This is a genomic window from Microvirga lupini, assembly GCF_014191055.1.
GTDB lineage: Bacteria > Pseudomonadota > Alphaproteobacteria > Rhizobiales > Beijerinckiaceae > Microvirga > Microvirga lupini_A.
Window position 1 is genome coordinate 173,451 of record NZ_JACHWB010000005.1, and the last position, 15,580, is coordinate 189,030.

Consider the following 15,580-nt stretch of genomic DNA (forward strand, 5'->3'; position numbering starts at 1 on the left):
ACCTTCCGCCCTAAGCAGGCAGCCCCGCCGCCTGCTCCATCAGCTCGTCGAGTTGCTCGTCTGAGACATAGACAGCCTGGGTCAGCATTGGCACGAAGACGCCGTCCCCGAAAAGGCCCGGAATCGGGCGACTGGACAGTTGAGCGACGGTCTTGCTAAAACCGTGCCATGAAAATTCTAGGCGGACGCTACCTCACCGAAGACGAACTCTTTGAAGCGGGTGTGCCGACTGTTGGGAAGGGCGTTCGCGTTCATTCAACTGCTGTACTTGTTGACCTCGAACGAATGTCTTTCGGCTCAAATGTCCGTATCGATCCGTACTGTGTCATCAGCGCAGCCGGTGGGTTCGTTCGGTTTGGCTCTTACATCCACATTGCCGCCCAAGCTGTCATGATGGGCGGTGAGGGAATCGAGATGCAGGACTTCTCCGGGATTTCCCAAAGTGTCTGCGTCTATTCAGTCAGCGACGATTATTCAGGCGAAACACTGACAAATCCCACTGTTCCAAGGCACCTACTCAAGGTCAAGCGTGGAACTGTAACCCTTGGTCGCCACGTCATAGTAGGCAGCCACTCTGTCGTTCTGCCGGGGGCAAATATTGCTGAAGGGTGTGCGGTTGGCGCCCTCTCGCTCGTAAACGAACCCCTTGCCCCCTGGGGAATTTACGCTGGCACGCCGGCACGCCGGTTGAAAGATCGCAGCCGCAACCTTCTCCACACCGAGAGGCAACTCTCAGCCGAGAGTGGGGCTTAGTAGTTCTGCGGCACGTTCCGGACCATAAGTATCTTCTGCGGCTGCCATGAGGTCCGGCCAGAACTCATCATCCGACGATAGGAATTCTGCCGCGTCAAAGATCGCCTGCAGTCTTGGCGGAAAGCCTGCACGGATCTGAAGGTACGCCTCGTACTCGGCGTCCGTCATCTTGCGGAACATCGGGGCTTTGTAGGTGCGCGGAAGGCCCATTGGAGGTGGGGGCGCTGCCTGATCGGCCTCGTATTGTGCCAACTCTTTTGTCGTCAGAGGCACCAGTTCCCCGTCATCGTATTTCATCATCATGGCACGCTCTCCAAGGTAAACTTGCCGGTGGCAATGTTCCCAGAACTCATAAGAAGGCGGATTTTATTTACCCGAGCGGCGTTCGTAAGACACTTCACGGACCCATTAAATATGGTCAGGTAATTCGTTGCATTGATGATCGCTTCGCTTTGCAGATTGACGGAGAACCGCTTTGAGGCAGACCCAGGATGAATAGTTAGGCAACCAGAGGCACCATTGAGAGCATTGGAGTTATCTATTGGCGCCGTGATGAGAGGCATGGTTTCAGTCGAGGCAGATATTGTCGCGATGCCAGAGGCAGTCGTGTTGTAATTCATCTGCTTCAAATAATCGCCCGAAGTGGAGCGGTAGCTTGCTCCATCATTCTCAGAAACGCGCAAAGCAAGCTGCGCGTTGTTCACAGCACCTTGAACTTCCGAGAAGGTTAGCCGGTACGATCGAAACCCTGGGGACAGTGTAAAGTCTACAAAAGGAGCGGCGACTGTGACATCTGTTGTTTGGGGCCCGGCATAGCTGATTACACCTGTCGCGGTGTTGATCGTCATCAGCGTGCGCCAGGCGCTGCCGTCCCAATACTTGCGGGTGATCACGCCCGCGACCGACGTATCAGCCCAGGTAGTGCCTACCACCTTGTAGCTCGGCTCGGTCGAGCCTGAGTGCTCCGACAGTAGAGCATTGAAGTTGTCTCTCAGTCGTCCCGCGAAGGTTGATGGAGTCATCGGCCCTATAATCGGGATCTGCCAATTGGTGGCTTGGCTCATTTGCTCGTTCCTTTCTTAGCAACGGTTAGCATTTGGGTGCGCACCTTGCTTTCTGCGCGCCTATTAAAAATCACTCTGAAAGCCTTGTCTTGATTAGGTTTCAGGGCCTTCGATTTGCCGGAAAGTGCGCACTCGCAAATCAAATCGGTAAGCAAAATTGTCTGCATGCGCACCCGTCCGGTAACGGCCCTCGGGTCTCCTCAAGTGTGAGGATACCCCCCCGGGTCTGCTTTCTTTCCGATCCCGAAAAAAACCTTTTTTCGGGGCGTTTATGAAAGGAAATACCCCCGACCGGTGGAGGCCCCGTTCATGGGCTCGCCGAGGTCTCCCCCCGGTCACTGTAGGCTCTCTCCGCCGCGTCGGGCGGTGCCGGTCGCTTCGGCCTTCACCCTGTCGAACTGCTGTCGTTGGATAGCTATCTCGGCTCGGATCTCTTCATCGGTCGCGCCCTTGCTGGACAAGAGTCGGGCCGTATCCTGCAGCCTCTCCTCTGTGATCTCGTCAAAGCAGGCTTCTAGGTCGGCAAAAGACTTGATCTTAAACGTGGTCATTCGCGGCCTTCCCGAATGGCTGTGAGGTGTTCTTCGATGGCAGTGAGGCGCTCGTCGGTCTTGCGGTGCTTTTCCCGCATCTCGTCGCGAACGGTCTTCACGCATGCGGCGAGCATTGCTCCCACCAGCGGCCCGAGCCCTTTGCCGCTGATCTTGCCAGCGTTCTCAAAGGCTCGGTCTAATTCCTCTAGGATCTTTTCGTCCCAAGCATCCTCATCCATGGTGCGGCCCTCAGTAGGAAGTGCCGGAGACATAGGCCACGGCACCGGGGTTGCGCATCTTCCAACGGATCGTGCGGATGCCCCTGAAGCCGACGCTATTGGCCTGAAAAAGGCTGACCATCTGCACCGCGCCATCAACGGGATCGTCCCGCATCTGAAGTGCGGCTTCCTGAGCGATGTCTAGTTCCACGGCGCCATCGGCCAGCATCAGTTCCGCCGCATCGAGGAGCGTGATTTGATCGCCCGCATTGGCAGAGACCAGAACCGGGATTCCCCAGATGTCACCGCCCAGGACGTTGACGTTCGGGAACACGCTGGCGCCCTGGCTGTTTCTGAGCGCAGCCAAGGCAAGCGCGTTCTTCGGGCTCATGATGAAGTAGGGAGCAAGGAACTGTGCGCCGGCTGCGCTGAGAGCACCGGTAAGGGCGTACAGATCCGCCTCGGGATCGGTGGACGGGATCGCCGTCAGGCCGTTGGTGATCGAAGCCGGGCGAATACCGGTTTCCGTCACGGTCGGGTCAAGGAGCTGCTCGTCGGTGAATTGGGCAATCCCGCCAACGAGGTCCCGCATGACCACGGCCTCGGCTGCAGGGTCCGACGACCTCACCAACTCCTTGGTGAGCACGATGATTCCGGCCACCTTGGAATGCTCGAAGTCGTCGACGCTCATATCGAGCTTGCCGACCGGGATCGGCTTGAACTCGCCAACCCAGCCCGCCGTTGCGCCGGATGTCTGCTTGTTGAACTTCACCCGGAACGGGACCGGGCGGAAACCGCGCATCCGGCCAAGGATCGTAAGCGGGCGGACCAGCTCAAGGAATTCAGTGGCAAAGCCCTGCACCGGGACGAGGGGATCACCCCAATTTCCCGTTGAACCAGCCGGCACCGCCGCCTTTTGTACCATGCTGATGTACTTCGAATTAGGCCACCGCTTCTCAAAGACTTCGGCGGTATCCATGCCCGCCTCGTAGCCGACGGCGCGGGCAATCGTGTATCTGACGAAGGCCTGAGCCTTAGCGTTCAGCTCGTATTGACTGGTAAGAGTGGCGAGTCGGTCCAAGGTTGTGCTCCGGTCATCTTGTGTTGTGATAGTAAAACTGCGGTGATACTGGCCGGGTCTCAATGGGCTTTGCGGGTTTGCGAGTTTCAGCCGCCCAAACTCGCAGGCTCTACTTTCCAGATGATGCCGTCTCTATCGCTGCCGACCTGCAGGACACGCCAGCCGGCAAGCTCCTGTTTCTCCATGCGTCGCAACAGCTTTCCGACTTTGCGCGGGCTCGTGCCGCCCGCTGCATGAAGGGCCGTGAGCAGCTTTTCAGGCGGTGCGGCCTCGGCAAAGTCTGCGAGTTCCGAGGCCGTAAACACGCGAGCCCCTACCGCTGAGGCGATGGCATCGAGCAAGGCAGCGAGGCTATCGGCCTGGACAGGTGCGCCGGCTTGCCGGGCAATATCAGCCCGAAGGCCTCGCACCTCGGATATGAGCACACGCAAGAGCGCGTCAGTGTCGGACATGCACACTTCATCCCCGAAGGGGATGGCCGAAACCCCCTTCCTAAACTTCATCGCAGTGCGAACGGTGGACCCCGGTCGGTTTGAGGGTCCTTGCTGGATGGGTCGAGAATGCCCCCCGGTCCTGCTCAGGTCAGGCGTTGCAGAATGGCCGTCTCAGAACATTAATCTGCAAAAACGAGAAGTTTTGCCCCCTGCCGGTGCAGGCCCCTTCGGCTCTCTGGGCGAGCCCCTTCCCCCTCTGCACCCTCAACATTTGAATTGTGGCTGCGTGCGAAGTGGATAGGACGCCGGTCCCTAGATCTTGGCCATACGTAGGCCGGAGCCCCCCTTGGCAGCGATCACGACATAAGGCATTTCAACTCTATTGAATGCCTGGGGGGCAGAATGATGAATAAGACGAGAATTGGCACTTGGATTGCGGCAATCGTCCTTGGCGTGGTCGGCTCCGGCGTATGGGAGAACGTAGTACGTCCACTTCTGTCGTGGGCCTCGGAAAAGCTCCTTTACATCGGAACGCTAGGAGCGACGTCTTACCTCAACAGCATCTATGTTGACATCGCGCGCGGGCAATATGAGAGAGCAGCGCTGTCTAACTATCTTCTTACAATGGGCTTTGCATCGGTAAGCATCGGCGGTCTCGTGACCTTGTATTTTCTAATCAGGTTCACACGGAAGCGCGAGATAAACCTAGAACAATCCGGCCCGTTATATCGGAGACTTGAACGTTTCAACTCCTTTTTCTCGATGCCGATATTCCTGTTCCTCCTCACCTTCCTATTCGTAAACTTTGCTCGCGACACGTATGCTGTGAGAGCCGCCAACCACCTAGTACAGGTGCAAACGATAGTGGCGCCCTATGTGGATGAGCGCACCCGTCTAGAACTCGCCTCTCGATCGGCGCAAATTCAGAACCGCGACGACTATGTCAAGCTTCTCAATGAGATCGATACTATTGCGACAAAGAACAAGCTATACACCCCGAAATTCAAGGTGTTCTAGTCGCGAAGGCCCTTGCCTTTCATTCTGATACTTTGCTGAAACTAAAAAGCCGGGGGCGTTCTTGCCCCTTATCCGGGGGCGCTATCGCCCCTTATGCCGGCCATGTGCCGGGGGCGTTCTCGCCCCTACAGTCCTGGGGGCGTTTTCGCCCCTACTTTCTAGATCTCGGGAGGGTGCAGCTTTAAGAGCCGCCACCACGGCAACCGCATGCTCGTCTGTGCTGATGCGCTGCCACTCGTCTGTCGGGGCCTGACTGCGGCCTGTCCCATGCACATAGGTGAGCCGATAGAGAGAGGGCGTCCTGAACTCGGCAATGGATCGGCGGCCCTGCCTCGTCACCTCCAGAAAGCCCAGGCCAGCACATTGACGGATGGCGAGGGCGATAGACTTCCTTCGGATGCCTGCCTTCTCAAAGTCGGCATAGGTGCAGGGCAGCCTCCCATTTTCGGCGCTGCCATGCCTCATGTGTTCAAGCTCCAGCCGGTCGAGGATGCGCCGGGCATTATCCGGCAGATGCCTCCAGGCTGGGGATTCCCGCATGTCGCGGCGATGGGCAATAAACTGCTGCCCAATGCTGTTGCGTCTCTTCTTTACGCTCATTCCGCGCCTCCGGTGCCGATGGCTTACCGGGGGGCGGGAGCGACAAGGCCGAGGCTCTCAGCTTGGTCTCTCGCCTCGCACATGGCGCGGGCAATCTCAGGCAGGAGGTCAACGCGAAAAGCGAGCCCCGACTTAGAGGGACGCATCGCCCCATCGGCAGCCTTAAACCATACCCTGACATGAGCGACCGTGTGGCCTTGGAACTCCCCTAGGCTGACCCGGATCTCTTCACGGCTGTTCTTGCGGATGGTGGAAACGAGAGTGTCGTCGGTCATGCCGCCACCTTCCCCGCCCGCGTGGCAATCCAAGCCCGTACGTCCGATTTCAGAGCGCAGACGGTGCGGCCCATTTTGAAGGTCGGCAGCCCGTGCTTTTCCTTCAGATGATAGACCTGTCTCGGCTTCCATTTGAAGGCCTCTGCGATGGCCGGTACGCCATACAAAAGATCCTCATTCTCAGTCGTCATTTTCGGTCCTTCCTTGTCGCGCCTCACATCCAACTCTTGCACCACTCTTGCACCACGGAGACGCCGGGAGGCTGCGGCAGTCAGCGGTAAGCTATTGATTTCATTGATACGGGTGTAAGCACGCCCGCGACATGAAAAAAGCCGCCCGGAGGCGGCTAAGTTGTTGTTCTGTTGAGACTAATTTACGCCGCTTGGCGCATGTCTGTTCTTGGCCGGAGGAACTCCACAAAGTCGGCGAAGCCGCCCTCGTTGCCGATCAGGGCATCCGTGTTGCTGGTTGTCATCGCAGATACCGCAGCCTTGACGATGTCGACAAGGTCTGGATCGGTCTTGCCATACATGCCTTCCGCGATGGCCGCCACGGGCTGATGCGTCTTGGTCGAGAGAGCCAAGCACTTTGCGTAGCGAGCGAAGCGAATCCCCTTCTCGGGGGCCGACTTCGGCAGGGCGACGCCAGAGCGGACGGCCGCACCTTCGGCACCCGTCTTGATCTGGTCGTGCACGACGGGCTTTGCGGAGAGAGCCTGCGCCTTCTCCAAAGCGCGGAGGCGCTTCAGGTCGCCGTCGATGGCCTCAACCTCGCCTTCCAGCGTGTCGAACTCTTCCTGCTCGGCCTGGTCGGTTGAACGGCCTTCGTCGATGGACTTCTGCATGACGGCTGCCATGCGAGCGGACTTGGCATTTCGCGAGGCCTCAAGCGCCTCGATCTGTTCTGCGATGGTCTTCATCTTAGTGCCCTCCTTCGGGCGCAAGTTCACGGATTTGATGGCTTTTCCCGAAGCGCCGGGGCGGACAGGCCGATCATCTGCCTTGGGCTCTTTGCCGGTCGCGGCGAGCAAGGGGGCATCAATCGACTTGATAGTGGAAATCACCGCGTCGGCATTGGCCGGCACAGAGACAAGAGAAAGCTCAAGAACCTCGGTGGCGATGAAGCGGATGCCGCCTTCGTCCATCCACGAGTATTCGAGAGCGCGGAAGCCAATGGAGACGCCCTTGACGAGGCCGGCCTTCACTTCGCCCCAAGCCGTTTCGACGCGGTCGCGCAGAGGTCCGGGCTCATCAATGATCGGGAGCTTGGCTTCGAACTTGATGCCGTCTTTGGTAGGTTTATCGAAGGTAACAGTGCCGACAGGCTTGCTGTGGTCGTGTTGATGCAGCAGTGGCATGGGGTTCTTGAACTGGACACCCAAGGGTTCCACGATGTCCCCTACCCGGTCAGGGTTAGGTGTTGTGGCCACGCCGCGGATAATACGCTGGTCCTCCTCGACCGCTTTCACGGCCAGGATCGAATACATGCGGTTCATATCAGGGGTCCTTGTCAGCCCAGCACGAACATCTGGAACTCTTTGGGCTTGGCGCCCTCGTAGGAATTCGCGGCACCAATCGCCATGCAGAGAGCCACAGCCGCGTCGATCTTGTTGACCGCTCGCTCTTTTGCGAGCCAGTAGTTGCCCCAACGGTCGTCGTCCGTGACCGCGCTCATCATGGCCGAGATGAGTACCGGGTTCTTTTTCAGGCGGATGCGCCCTTCAAGGATCGCATCTTCCAGTTCACGAACCGACCCAGGCATCCAAAGCCCTTCAGGGTCGCGCCCCGCGGCCTTCGCTGCCTCCGTCATGGCCTCGTTCGGCCTGCCCTTCTTCGTGCCGCCCTGCGGGTGCTCGACGAACTCGACACTGATACCCAGCGCCGCGCATTCCGGCTCAAAGCCACGGCGGAAGGCGTAGCGGTCATAGGCCACGCACTCGACCTTGAAGTCATGGGCGTATTCGGCCAAGGCCTGTGCAACGTGATCGTAGCGAATGCTCTCGCCTTTCGGAGCGTGGATATGTTCGGCATCAGCCCATTGCCGATACGGCGCCTTGTCCCTTAAAGACCGGGCGTCCAAGGTGTCGCCAGGGGTCCAAGCTTCGATCCAGGCGTCATAGGTCGGCTTGCGGACCGTCTGCGTTTGCCCGTTGCGCTCGGCCGTGACCTCGATCTCGCCAGTCTTCACGACGACCGCCAGAGCGGTGATGTCCCGGTTCTGAGACAGGTCGCAGCCGATCCAGACCGGCTTTCCGTGATGCTCCTCAGGCTCGAAATCGGCAATGGCCGGCTCAAGAGCCGCCCGGGTCATCCAGGCCGTGTCGGCATCCGTCCACTGACAGAAGTGCAGTCTCAGAATGCCATTGAGCTTTGAGGGCATCGCCTTCGCCTGAGCAACGACGCCTGCCAGATACTCCTCTGTGATCGTAACCCCGAGAAGCGGATTCGCCTTGATCCAGCAGGAAGGGTCATTCAGCGGATCATCGCCCGGATCAAGGGCGCACACATATGAAAACGTGTTGTCGTCCAGAACCTCGCCTAGATAATGGGCATCGTCGTCCTTGGCATCGATATTGCCGGCCGCGACCCTCACAGCATGTTCGTGCTCAGCCCAGCAGATCGAATTGCGGTCCGACCCGCTGTTGGTGATCATCAGCAGGAGTGGCTGCCGGCGAAACTTGAAGCCGCGCTCGAGGATCTCGATGATGCCACCGTCCGCGTGCTCGTGGACCTCGTCCACAAGCGCGAAATGCGGGCGCGGCCCCGAACCTGTCTTCTTGGTCTCCCTCGAGACCGGCCGGAAGAACGATCCCTTGGCGAGGTACGCCAGATTGTACTCCTTGCCAGGGCCTCCGCTGCGCTTCAGGCGCTTGTCGAGGTCCGGCGATTTGTCCACCATCTTCACGGCATCGCGAAAAAGGATGCCTGCTTGGTCCTTCGTGGCGCCGGCGGAGTAGATTTCCGCTCCTGCCTCACCATCCGCTGTCAGACCGTAGAGCCCAATCCCGCCCGCAAGAGGCGATTTCCCGTTGCCCTTGCCCTGCTCAATATAAGCCCGCCGAAACCGGCGTCGGCCATCCAGCTTCTTCCAGCCAAAAAGCGAACCGATGATGAAATCCTGCGCAGGTTGGGACTTGAACGCCCTACCCTCGAATTGTCCCTCGCTCAGCCTCAGCTTCTCTTCGAAGAACCGGAGCGCCTTGGCTGCGCTCGCTGGGTCGAAAACAACGTCCTTCCGCCGCAGATCGTCCAAATGCCGACGACAGGCGTTCCGAACGTGGGGGCCGGCGACGATCTCGCCCCTAACAACAGCCTCGGCATAAAGGGTCGCGCGGTCAGTCGTCGAAGAACTCGTCCTTGTCATCTTTCTCGATGTCGCCGCGGTTCCGCTCGTCGGTCAGACCGAGTTCGCTCATATAGGCCCGCATCTGCCCATGCCTGGATGCCGGGAATCCTGTCGGATTGAACCGGAACTCGTGCCACAGTTCACAGAACGCGATGGCCGCCGGCTCCCGTGATGCGTCCAGCCACGAGGCCGGCTCGATGTATCTCTTCCATGCCGCCAGAGCCTCACCCTTCAGGTGCTTAGGTCTGGTCAGCTTGCCGAAACTCTGTACGCTCGCCTCGACCGCCTCACGGATTTCCTTCTCGGTCCCGTGCCGCGTGACGTTGCGGGTCCCATCTATCAGTCGAAGGTGCGCTGGCTTCGGCTTTGCGCCGCGCTTAGCCATTGCGTGTTTCCAATCTCAAAACATTAATCTGCAAAAGCGAGAAGTTTTGCCCCCTGCCGGTGCAGGCCCCAATCGCCCTAGACTTCTGCCTTCCCCCCCTAGAGAGGCCACCCGTCGCAACCTATGGCCTGCCTGGGCTTGCCTCGCTCTTCCCTCTGCTTCCCGCTTGAATGGCATCGCCATGGGGCTGCGTCGCACAGGCTCTGAAGCTCGCCTTCCCAGAAGAGGATAGGATCGCCTCTATGGGGGACGACGTGGTCGGCTACTGTGGCCGGGGTGATGCGCCCCTGAGCCTTACACATGCGGCAGTGGGGCTCTAGCCTCAGCTGGTTCTTTGCCCTCTTGCGCCATCGGGCTGTCCAGTACCATCGACGCCAGGGCTTCTCCTGTGTCCGCTTGGCGTCGTGCTCCCGGTTGCGAGCTCTCTGGTCTCTTTGCGTCATTCAGCCAGCAGACAGCGCCCGGGCTGGGCAACGTCACTCAATGTTTGGGTGGAAACCTGACAACGAATGCAGATCTAGGGACGTCGCGAGGGGTTGACGTTGCGTAATTGCCCGGCAAAAACCAAGCTAAAGCCACAGGGGGCAAGTCATCCATGTATACGCCGACCAAACTCGAAATTTACTTCCTTAAGCTCGTGAACGAAACCCGTGCCAAGGTCGGAGCTAAGCCGCTCTCCTTCGACGGCGAGCTGCTGGAGTCCTCGGACGCCCACAGCCTGTGGATGGGCAAGACCAACATCTTCTCGCATACGGGCGAAGGCGGCTCGACCGCTGGCGCCCGGATGACCTCCGCAGGTTACGAATGGCAGGCATGGGGCGAGAACATCGCGTGGCGCTACGGCCCCCTCACGGAGGAGACCATCCGAGGGCTGCACGACCAGTTCGTCAACTCGCCGGGCCACTACGCCAACCTCATCAATGGCACCTTCCAGGAGATCGGAATCGGCTTGCAGGTCGGGAAAGGCGGCGTCTACGTGACCCAGAACTTCGGCTCGCCCAACGCGAACGAGCGCGCAGAGCCTAACGACGTGGGCACCGGCCGGGCCACTACCAGGGGCACGAGCGGCAAGGACATGCTGTATGGCTCCAACGAAGCCGACGACATGTATGGCGGGCTGGGCCATGACACCTATTACGTGGACCACAAGAACGACAGGGTTTTCGAACAGGTTGGGCAAGGCACCGATAAGGTCATCAGCTCTGTCACATTCTCTCTTGGGGGGCAGGACCTGGAAAACCTCACGCTCTGGGGTATGGGGAATATCAGCGGCACAGGCAACAGCCTGAACAACTCAATCGCGGGAAATTCCGGCAGGAACACACTCAAGGGCTCATCCGGAAAAGACACCCTCAACGGCAACGGCGGCAAGGACGTTCTTTGGGGTGGGACAGGTAAAGATACCTTCGTCTTCGATACCTCCGCGGAAGCTGACGGCGACACCATCCGCGATTTCACGCGCGGCGCCGACCGCATCAACCTGAAGAACATCGACGCGAACGCAGGTCAGGCGGGTAATCAGGCTTTCAAGTTCATCAGCGAGAAGGACTTTCACAACGTCGCCGGTGAATTGAGGGCTTTTAAGTCCGGTGCCACCACCTACATCACCGGCGACACCAATGGTGACGGCATCGCCGACTTCACCATCATGGTCAGCGGTCTGAAGGCATTCGCTAGCTCGGACTTCATCCTCTAACCAAGGTTTGGGCCTCGTACCTGTCGAGGCCACTCCCCCTCCGCTTGGCGTCGTGCTCTCTCTGCCTTGCTTTGTGGTCCAGGGACTTGGGCAAATGCGTGTCCCATTACTTCCCGACAACTTGCCGCATAAGTCGGGGCCACGAGTAAAAATTCAATGCCACGATGTTGCCTTATTCAAGTACTCACGTGACATCTCCTAACCAGAAAAGGAATATCCAGTGGGGCTTTACTTAGTCAGCTATGATCTACGCGAGGAGCGGAACTATGATCCTCTTTATGAGTGCCTTGCCGCATGGAACGCGAGCAGGCTCTTGAAGTCTGTTTGGCTCGTGAAGTTAGATGCCTCCGCGGCAGCAATAAGAGACCACCTCAACATGCTTATCGATTCGGACGACGGCACCGCAGTGATCGAGCTTAAACACGGCTGCCAGTGGGCCTGTCACAAGCCCGAAGAAGACGGTGTAGCTTGGTTGCGAGCGAACGCACGGCCTGCCTAACCTACCTCAACAGCCCCAGCCTCTCAGCGAGCCTAAGGGCGGCACGGGCCAGTCGCTACACTGGCTAGAGGGGCGAAGGTACAGCCGTGAGGCTGGGGCTTACATCCGCACTCCCTCGCAGGGCCCTTCTGCTGCGTGTCGATTTACCCGGTGCATCTCCGGTCCACGCCGCCGTGCCAAACTTATCTTAGCAGACCTAAGCGTTCTGCCATGCTCTCTTCTACGTAGAGGTTGGGGCTGATCTCTATCATGAGACAGCCATCGTCTCGGATGTAGAATTTGCGTGTGGGCATGGGTCTTGACGCTGAAGAGCCTCTGACAAAATAAGCTCAGCCGAAGGGCTTAGGCCCGCTCAACGGTTTGTGAGCTTGCGATGAAAAAGGCTTCTGAATACCGACAGCATGCCGAAGAGTGCTGGCAAATGGCCAATGGGGCTTTGAATGAGGAGCAACGCGCACAGTTGCTGGAGATGGCCCAAACTTGGGAGAACCTCGCAAGGGAGCGGGAAGCAAAAGCTCGGGAGCAGCCTGCCCGTTCGGTCCCCAAAGAGGCGGAGTAGCTTAGAAAAGGCCCTGCGCGATCAGCTCGCCGGGGCATCAACCGCGATCCCGAGATGAATACGGGCCTCGCTTATTATCGGCTTCACGCATTCCTCAAGGACCGGGGGAAGAGCTCGGGCCGCTTCGAAGGCGATGTTCGGATCCCTGCCCTCTTTCTTCATATGGTAGGGATCGAATATCTCACTTACTTTGGCTGCTGCTTCGACTGCCGCTAAACATTTCTTCGTGGCCGCATTCGCCTTATCTGTTCCGAAGAGCGGAGCCTCCCAAGCCGTCCGCTCAAACTCTTCATGCGCTATTTGCACCTGGCTCCACCAGTGCGGGTCGCCTCTGCCCTCTGCCTCCCAGACCAATGCACCTCGAATACGTTCATTAAGAGAGCGTACGCTCCTTAACATTCGGATGTACCAGTCGAGTTGGTTGTCGAATGCCTTTTGGGTCTTGTAACCCTGAACAGCGTGCATCGCGCCGCTCTTGGATCCGACGTAAGCAGCAATGAGTGCCGAGACAACGGCTCCTATTGCTCCGAGCCAGCCAGCCCAGATTGTCCCATCTTCGGCTACAGCCGGTGAGCAAATAGTCGATAGATACAACGTGGGCATTACCAAGCGCTTCATGGCGGCCTCGCATCATCGGAATTGCTCTGACGCGCTACGCTGATCGACCTGGAACGAAACCTTACTGAGAAATCGTGCAAGCTTCGCACTCTGAGAGACAGCGGCCTGGGCTCCGTCTCTCCTACGCGGTCGTAGCTCAAAGCCCAAGAAGACCGAGCACACTGTCACCACAAGTTCTGAATGGTATAACTACAGCTATGCCGCTCTAGTTTCAAGTGTCTCGTTGAAGTTTGTCAACAGTAGACGCTCGCCTTCCACAAGCCCTGACTGGATTGCTGGGAAGTGGCCTAGAACTTCTCCCCTGTACCAAAGCACAGCCACGAGCGCACCACTGATCTTCTCCGCAAACCGGGTGAGCTGCTTTGTCTTGAACGGTCCCATAACGCGATAGAAGGGGCGCTCTTGCACCATGCGAGCGTCATAGACGACCTCCCTGCCCTCCTCGTCTATGACGGTGAAGGGCTGGTCTCCGCTGACGACCTTGTCGTGATAGGCCCAAAGCTCTTCATGGCCGCACTTGTCTGGATCAACCCCGACGAAGAGATACCCAGCGGCAGGCCTCTGGCCAACCTCGTAGACCCTGTTCCTGCGGCGAACCAGGTCGGTGTCGACCGGACGATAGGTCGTGAAGCCAGCCTGCTCCAAGCCCTTCTGCACCTTCGCTTCGGCCTTGGCGTTCACGCGAACCACATACCAGCGCCGGCTCTCGTCGATGGAGACCTTGATCCGCTCAAGGCGGATGAAATGCGTCGGGGTCACCTTCGGCGTCTCAAGCCGTTGGCGGATGTGCTTCTTACGGCGGTTCTTCTTAGCCATGTGCGGGGATCTCCTGGGCTTTGGCAGACAGGGCGAAGCGGGGGAGGTTCGTCATGGCTTGCTGAGCTCCTTGCCCAGGAAACCGCATACTGACAGGCAGAACGTCGCAATGCCCGCGATGAACAAGCCAAAGGCGCCACCTTCATTCCAAGCCCACCAGAGAGCAGAGCTATAGATCAGCAGGACGCCGATGGTCGCCAAAACGTCAAAGAGCTTCATGCTGCTGCCTTCCATTCCATGCGAGCTGAGGGAGGGACACGCTTTGCGCGCTTCATGTCCTCGTAGAGGGCTTTCCGAAGAGCCTTCCAGAACTGCGCTTCCATGCAGGCCTGCTTGCCTTTGCGAACACTCATGGCGATGACTCCAAGCGAGCGATGGTTCGCGAGATCGTGCGGGACGGGACGCCGAGGATTTGGGCTACCGTGCCTTGGTGCATGTGAATGCCGTAGAGCCGGAGCACCTCGGCTTCATCGACCTGACGAGGGACGGGCTTGAACCGAATGGCCGGAGGCAGCTTCTTCTCGTGGTAGGCGATGGTCGCGTGGGAAACGCCATAGTCCTGCGCGATAGCTGAAAGCGTTTCCTTTGTCTGGCGCCTAGCCTTCAGCCTATCAGCGACCTCCCTAGCCTGCCGAGAGTTCAGCTTGTTCGGACGTTGCTCCCTCATGCTGCCTGCCCCTTCTTCATGTTCGGGAGAGTGGCGAGGATGGCGTCGGAGACCTGAACGTCTCCCCAGCCTTCAGCCTTGATGCGGTTGAGGGCGACCTGCGGGTCCTCAGGAGCCTTCGCCTGCCCCTTGGCGGACATCTGAGGGCGAACCATCTCGGTCCAGTACCGGTCGGCTCGCGCCCTCTGCTCGATCGTGGCGTCGTCATTCAGCGGCCGCATTCTCGGCCTCCTGCATCTCGTGAAGCCCTGCCAGGATACCCTTGCCGGGGTTGGTCAGGATTTGATCTTTGCGGGCAATCTCCTCAGGGCATTCGGGCCGGCGCCGCAGCGAGCCGGGGCCGCGGTCCTCAGGGCTTGCCGTGTTGACGATATTGCGCGTCAGGGCGGCAAGGCGCTCTCGCCGCTCGGCCATCTCCGCATCGGTCAAGGGCTGGTAGCCCTCGGCATCCAACACGAGTTGCAAGCCAACCCTCTGCCCGTTGGCAGCCATGGTCAGGTTCTTGGCAGCCTCGTAGAGCACCCGCTCTGGCGGAGGAAAGGAAGCGTCATGCTCCCTGCCGATCTCACCTTTGAGCCAGCGGGCGTAAGCCTCTCTGACGGCCCAGCCAGGGAAGTCTCTCAGGACGATCCGGTAGCCTTCCACACGGGCCCGAACCATCTCGTCATCCTGGCGGGCCGTCATGTAGCGAAGCATCAGGGCGCCGATGGTGGCGTCGATTTCCTTGACCGGACCCGGCTGAGGCATGAGCTCGAGCTCCGCAACCCTACGCTCGATATACGCCCGCTGCGTCGGGTTCGGCATCGAGGAAGCCGGAAGCGTGACGACCTTTCGGCCATGGCTCCCGATCCGGTAAGCGTCGTTCTTCCTCAGGTCCATGCACGTCTGGTTCAGTGTCATAGCCCATGATGGAAGCGATGCGAGATCCGGAGCTTCGGGCCTGAGGGGCGGGATAGGTTCGACCGTTGCGATTGCCTTGCTGGCCATTCGTGGTTTCCTCTTCATTGCGCTTCTTCCAGC

22 protein-coding genes are annotated in these 15,580 nt (G+C 59.0%); 4 read left to right on the forward strand and 18 right to left on the reverse strand.

The window, feature by feature from the left end; all coding sequences use genetic code 11:
• Positions 1-168: 168 nt before the first annotated feature.
• On the forward strand, positions 169-753 hold the full coding sequence (locus FHR70_RS18365) for an acyltransferase (protein WP_183452860.1): 585 nt from the start codon (positions 169-171) through the stop codon (positions 751-753).
• Here FHR70_RS18365 and FHR70_RS18370 read toward each other — a convergent pair.
• The 6 genes from FHR70_RS18370 to FHR70_RS18395 all read right to left on the reverse strand — a co-directional run bounded on the left by FHR70_RS18370 (position 733) and on the right by FHR70_RS18395 (position 4,101).
• On the reverse strand, positions 733-1,056 hold the full coding sequence (locus tag FHR70_RS18370; RefSeq protein ID WP_183452862.1) for a death domain-containing protein: 324 nt from the start codon (positions 1,054-1,056) through the stop codon (positions 733-735). The two genes, FHR70_RS18365 and FHR70_RS18370, sit on opposite strands and share 21 nt — an antisense overlap.
• A complete protein-coding gene (locus tag FHR70_RS18375) occupies positions 1,053-1,817 on the reverse strand; it encodes a hypothetical protein (RefSeq protein ID WP_183452863.1) in 765 nt (254 codons plus the stop codon). Before FHR70_RS18375 ends, FHR70_RS18370 begins: the two co-directional genes overlap by 4 nt.
• Before the next feature lie 335 nt (positions 1,818-2,152).
• Positions 2,153-2,368, reverse strand: coding sequence for a hypothetical protein (locus tag FHR70_RS18380; protein WP_183452865.1), 216 nt, complete (start codon positions 2,366-2,368; stop codon positions 2,153-2,155).
• On the reverse strand, positions 2,365-2,589 hold the full coding sequence (locus FHR70_RS18385) for a hypothetical protein (protein WP_183452867.1): 225 nt from the start codon (positions 2,587-2,589) through the stop codon (positions 2,365-2,367). The genes FHR70_RS18380 and FHR70_RS18385 overlap by 4 nt, the downstream gene beginning before the upstream one ends.
• A 10-nt stretch (positions 2,590-2,599) precedes the next feature.
• A complete protein-coding gene (locus FHR70_RS18390) occupies positions 2,600-3,649 on the reverse strand; it encodes a phage major capsid protein (RefSeq protein ID WP_183452869.1) in 1,050 nt (349 codons plus the stop codon).
• Between the two features lie 86 nt (positions 3,650-3,735).
• Positions 3,736-4,101: a hypothetical protein gene (locus tag FHR70_RS18395; protein WP_183452871.1), complete on the reverse strand. Its 366-nt coding sequence runs from the start codon at positions 4,099-4,101 to the stop codon at positions 3,736-3,738.
• A gap of 384 nt (positions 4,102-4,485) precedes the next feature.
• On the opposite strand from FHR70_RS18395, the gene FHR70_RS18400 reads away from it, so the two are divergent.
• A complete protein-coding gene (locus FHR70_RS18400; protein ID WP_183452873.1) occupies positions 4,486-5,100 on the forward strand; it encodes a hypothetical protein in 615 nt (204 codons plus the stop codon).
• Between the two features lie 623 nt (positions 5,101-5,723).
• Here the strand turns inward: FHR70_RS18400 and FHR70_RS18405 are convergent.
• From FHR70_RS18405 to FHR70_RS18425, 5 genes are all read right to left on the reverse strand, one after another.
• Complete coding sequence (locus FHR70_RS18405; protein ID WP_183452875.1) at positions 5,724-5,975, reverse strand: transcriptional coactivator p15/PC4 family protein; 252 nt, start codon at positions 5,973-5,975, stop codon at positions 5,724-5,726.
• Positions 5,972-6,166 carry a DNA-binding protein gene (locus FHR70_RS18410; RefSeq protein WP_183452877.1) on the reverse strand — a complete coding sequence of 65 codons (195 nt, stop codon included), beginning with the start codon at positions 6,164-6,166 and terminating at the stop codon, positions 5,972-5,974. Before FHR70_RS18410 ends, FHR70_RS18405 begins: the two co-directional genes overlap by 4 nt.
• A 182-nt stretch (positions 6,167-6,348) precedes the next feature.
• Positions 6,349-7,470: an HK97 family phage prohead protease gene (locus tag FHR70_RS18415; RefSeq protein ID WP_183452879.1), complete on the reverse strand. Its 1,122-nt coding sequence runs from the start codon at positions 7,468-7,470 to the stop codon at positions 6,349-6,351.
• Between the two features lie 14 nt (positions 7,471-7,484).
• On the reverse strand, positions 7,485-9,338 hold the full coding sequence (locus FHR70_RS18420) for a terminase large subunit (protein WP_183452881.1): 1,854 nt from the start codon (positions 9,336-9,338) through the stop codon (positions 7,485-7,487).
• Positions 9,310-9,705: a hypothetical protein gene (locus FHR70_RS18425; RefSeq protein ID WP_183452883.1), complete on the reverse strand. Its 396-nt coding sequence runs from the start codon at positions 9,703-9,705 to the stop codon at positions 9,310-9,312. The genes FHR70_RS18420 and FHR70_RS18425 overlap by 29 nt, the downstream gene beginning before the upstream one ends.
• A 595-nt stretch (positions 9,706-10,300) precedes the next feature.
• Between FHR70_RS18425 and FHR70_RS18430 the strand changes: the two genes are divergently transcribed.
• Together FHR70_RS18430 and FHR70_RS18435 are read left to right on the forward strand one after the other, a co-directional pair.
• Positions 10,301-11,401, forward strand: a complete 1,101-nt coding sequence (locus tag FHR70_RS18430) for a CAP domain-containing protein (RefSeq protein WP_183452885.1) — start codon at positions 10,301-10,303, stop codon at positions 11,399-11,401.
• An 872-nt stretch (positions 11,402-12,273) separates the two neighbouring features.
• On the forward strand, positions 12,274-12,459 hold the full coding sequence (locus FHR70_RS18435) for a hypothetical protein (protein WP_183452887.1): 186 nt from the start codon (positions 12,274-12,276) through the stop codon (positions 12,457-12,459).
• A 21-nt stretch (positions 12,460-12,480) separates the two neighbouring features.
• On the opposite strand, the gene FHR70_RS18440 is transcribed toward FHR70_RS18435, so the two are convergent.
• The 7 genes from FHR70_RS18440 to FHR70_RS18470 all read right to left on the reverse strand — a co-directional run bounded on the left by FHR70_RS18440 (position 12,481) and on the right by FHR70_RS18470 (position 15,547).
• Positions 12,481-13,077: a hypothetical protein gene (locus FHR70_RS18440; RefSeq protein ID WP_183452889.1), complete on the reverse strand. Its 597-nt coding sequence runs from the start codon at positions 13,075-13,077 to the stop codon at positions 12,481-12,483.
• A 195-nt stretch (positions 13,078-13,272) separates the two neighbouring features.
• Positions 13,273-13,893: a transcription termination/antitermination NusG family protein gene (locus FHR70_RS18445; protein WP_183452891.1), complete on the reverse strand. Its 621-nt coding sequence runs from the start codon at positions 13,891-13,893 to the stop codon at positions 13,273-13,275.
• 51 nt (positions 13,894-13,944) lie between these two features.
• Positions 13,945-14,112, reverse strand: a complete 168-nt coding sequence (locus tag FHR70_RS18450) for a hypothetical protein (protein WP_183452892.1) — start codon at positions 14,110-14,112, stop codon at positions 13,945-13,947.
• Positions 14,109-14,246 (reverse strand): hypothetical protein, encoded by a 138-nt coding sequence (locus FHR70_RS18455; RefSeq protein WP_183452894.1) that lies wholly within the window; start codon positions 14,244-14,246, stop codon positions 14,109-14,111. Before FHR70_RS18455 ends, FHR70_RS18450 begins: the two co-directional genes overlap by 4 nt.
• A complete protein-coding gene (locus tag FHR70_RS18460; protein ID WP_183452896.1) occupies positions 14,243-14,560 on the reverse strand; it encodes a helix-turn-helix domain-containing protein in 318 nt (105 codons plus the stop codon). Before FHR70_RS18460 ends, FHR70_RS18455 begins: the two co-directional genes overlap by 4 nt.
• Positions 14,557-14,781 (reverse strand): hypothetical protein, encoded by a 225-nt coding sequence (locus FHR70_RS18465; RefSeq protein ID WP_183452898.1) that lies wholly within the window; start codon positions 14,779-14,781, stop codon positions 14,557-14,559. Before FHR70_RS18465 ends, FHR70_RS18460 begins: the two co-directional genes overlap by 4 nt.
• A complete protein-coding gene (locus FHR70_RS18470) occupies positions 14,765-15,547 on the reverse strand; it encodes a hypothetical protein (protein WP_183452900.1) in 783 nt (260 codons plus the stop codon). The genes FHR70_RS18465 and FHR70_RS18470 overlap by 17 nt, the downstream gene beginning before the upstream one ends.
• Positions 15,548-15,580: the final 33 nt, after the last annotated feature.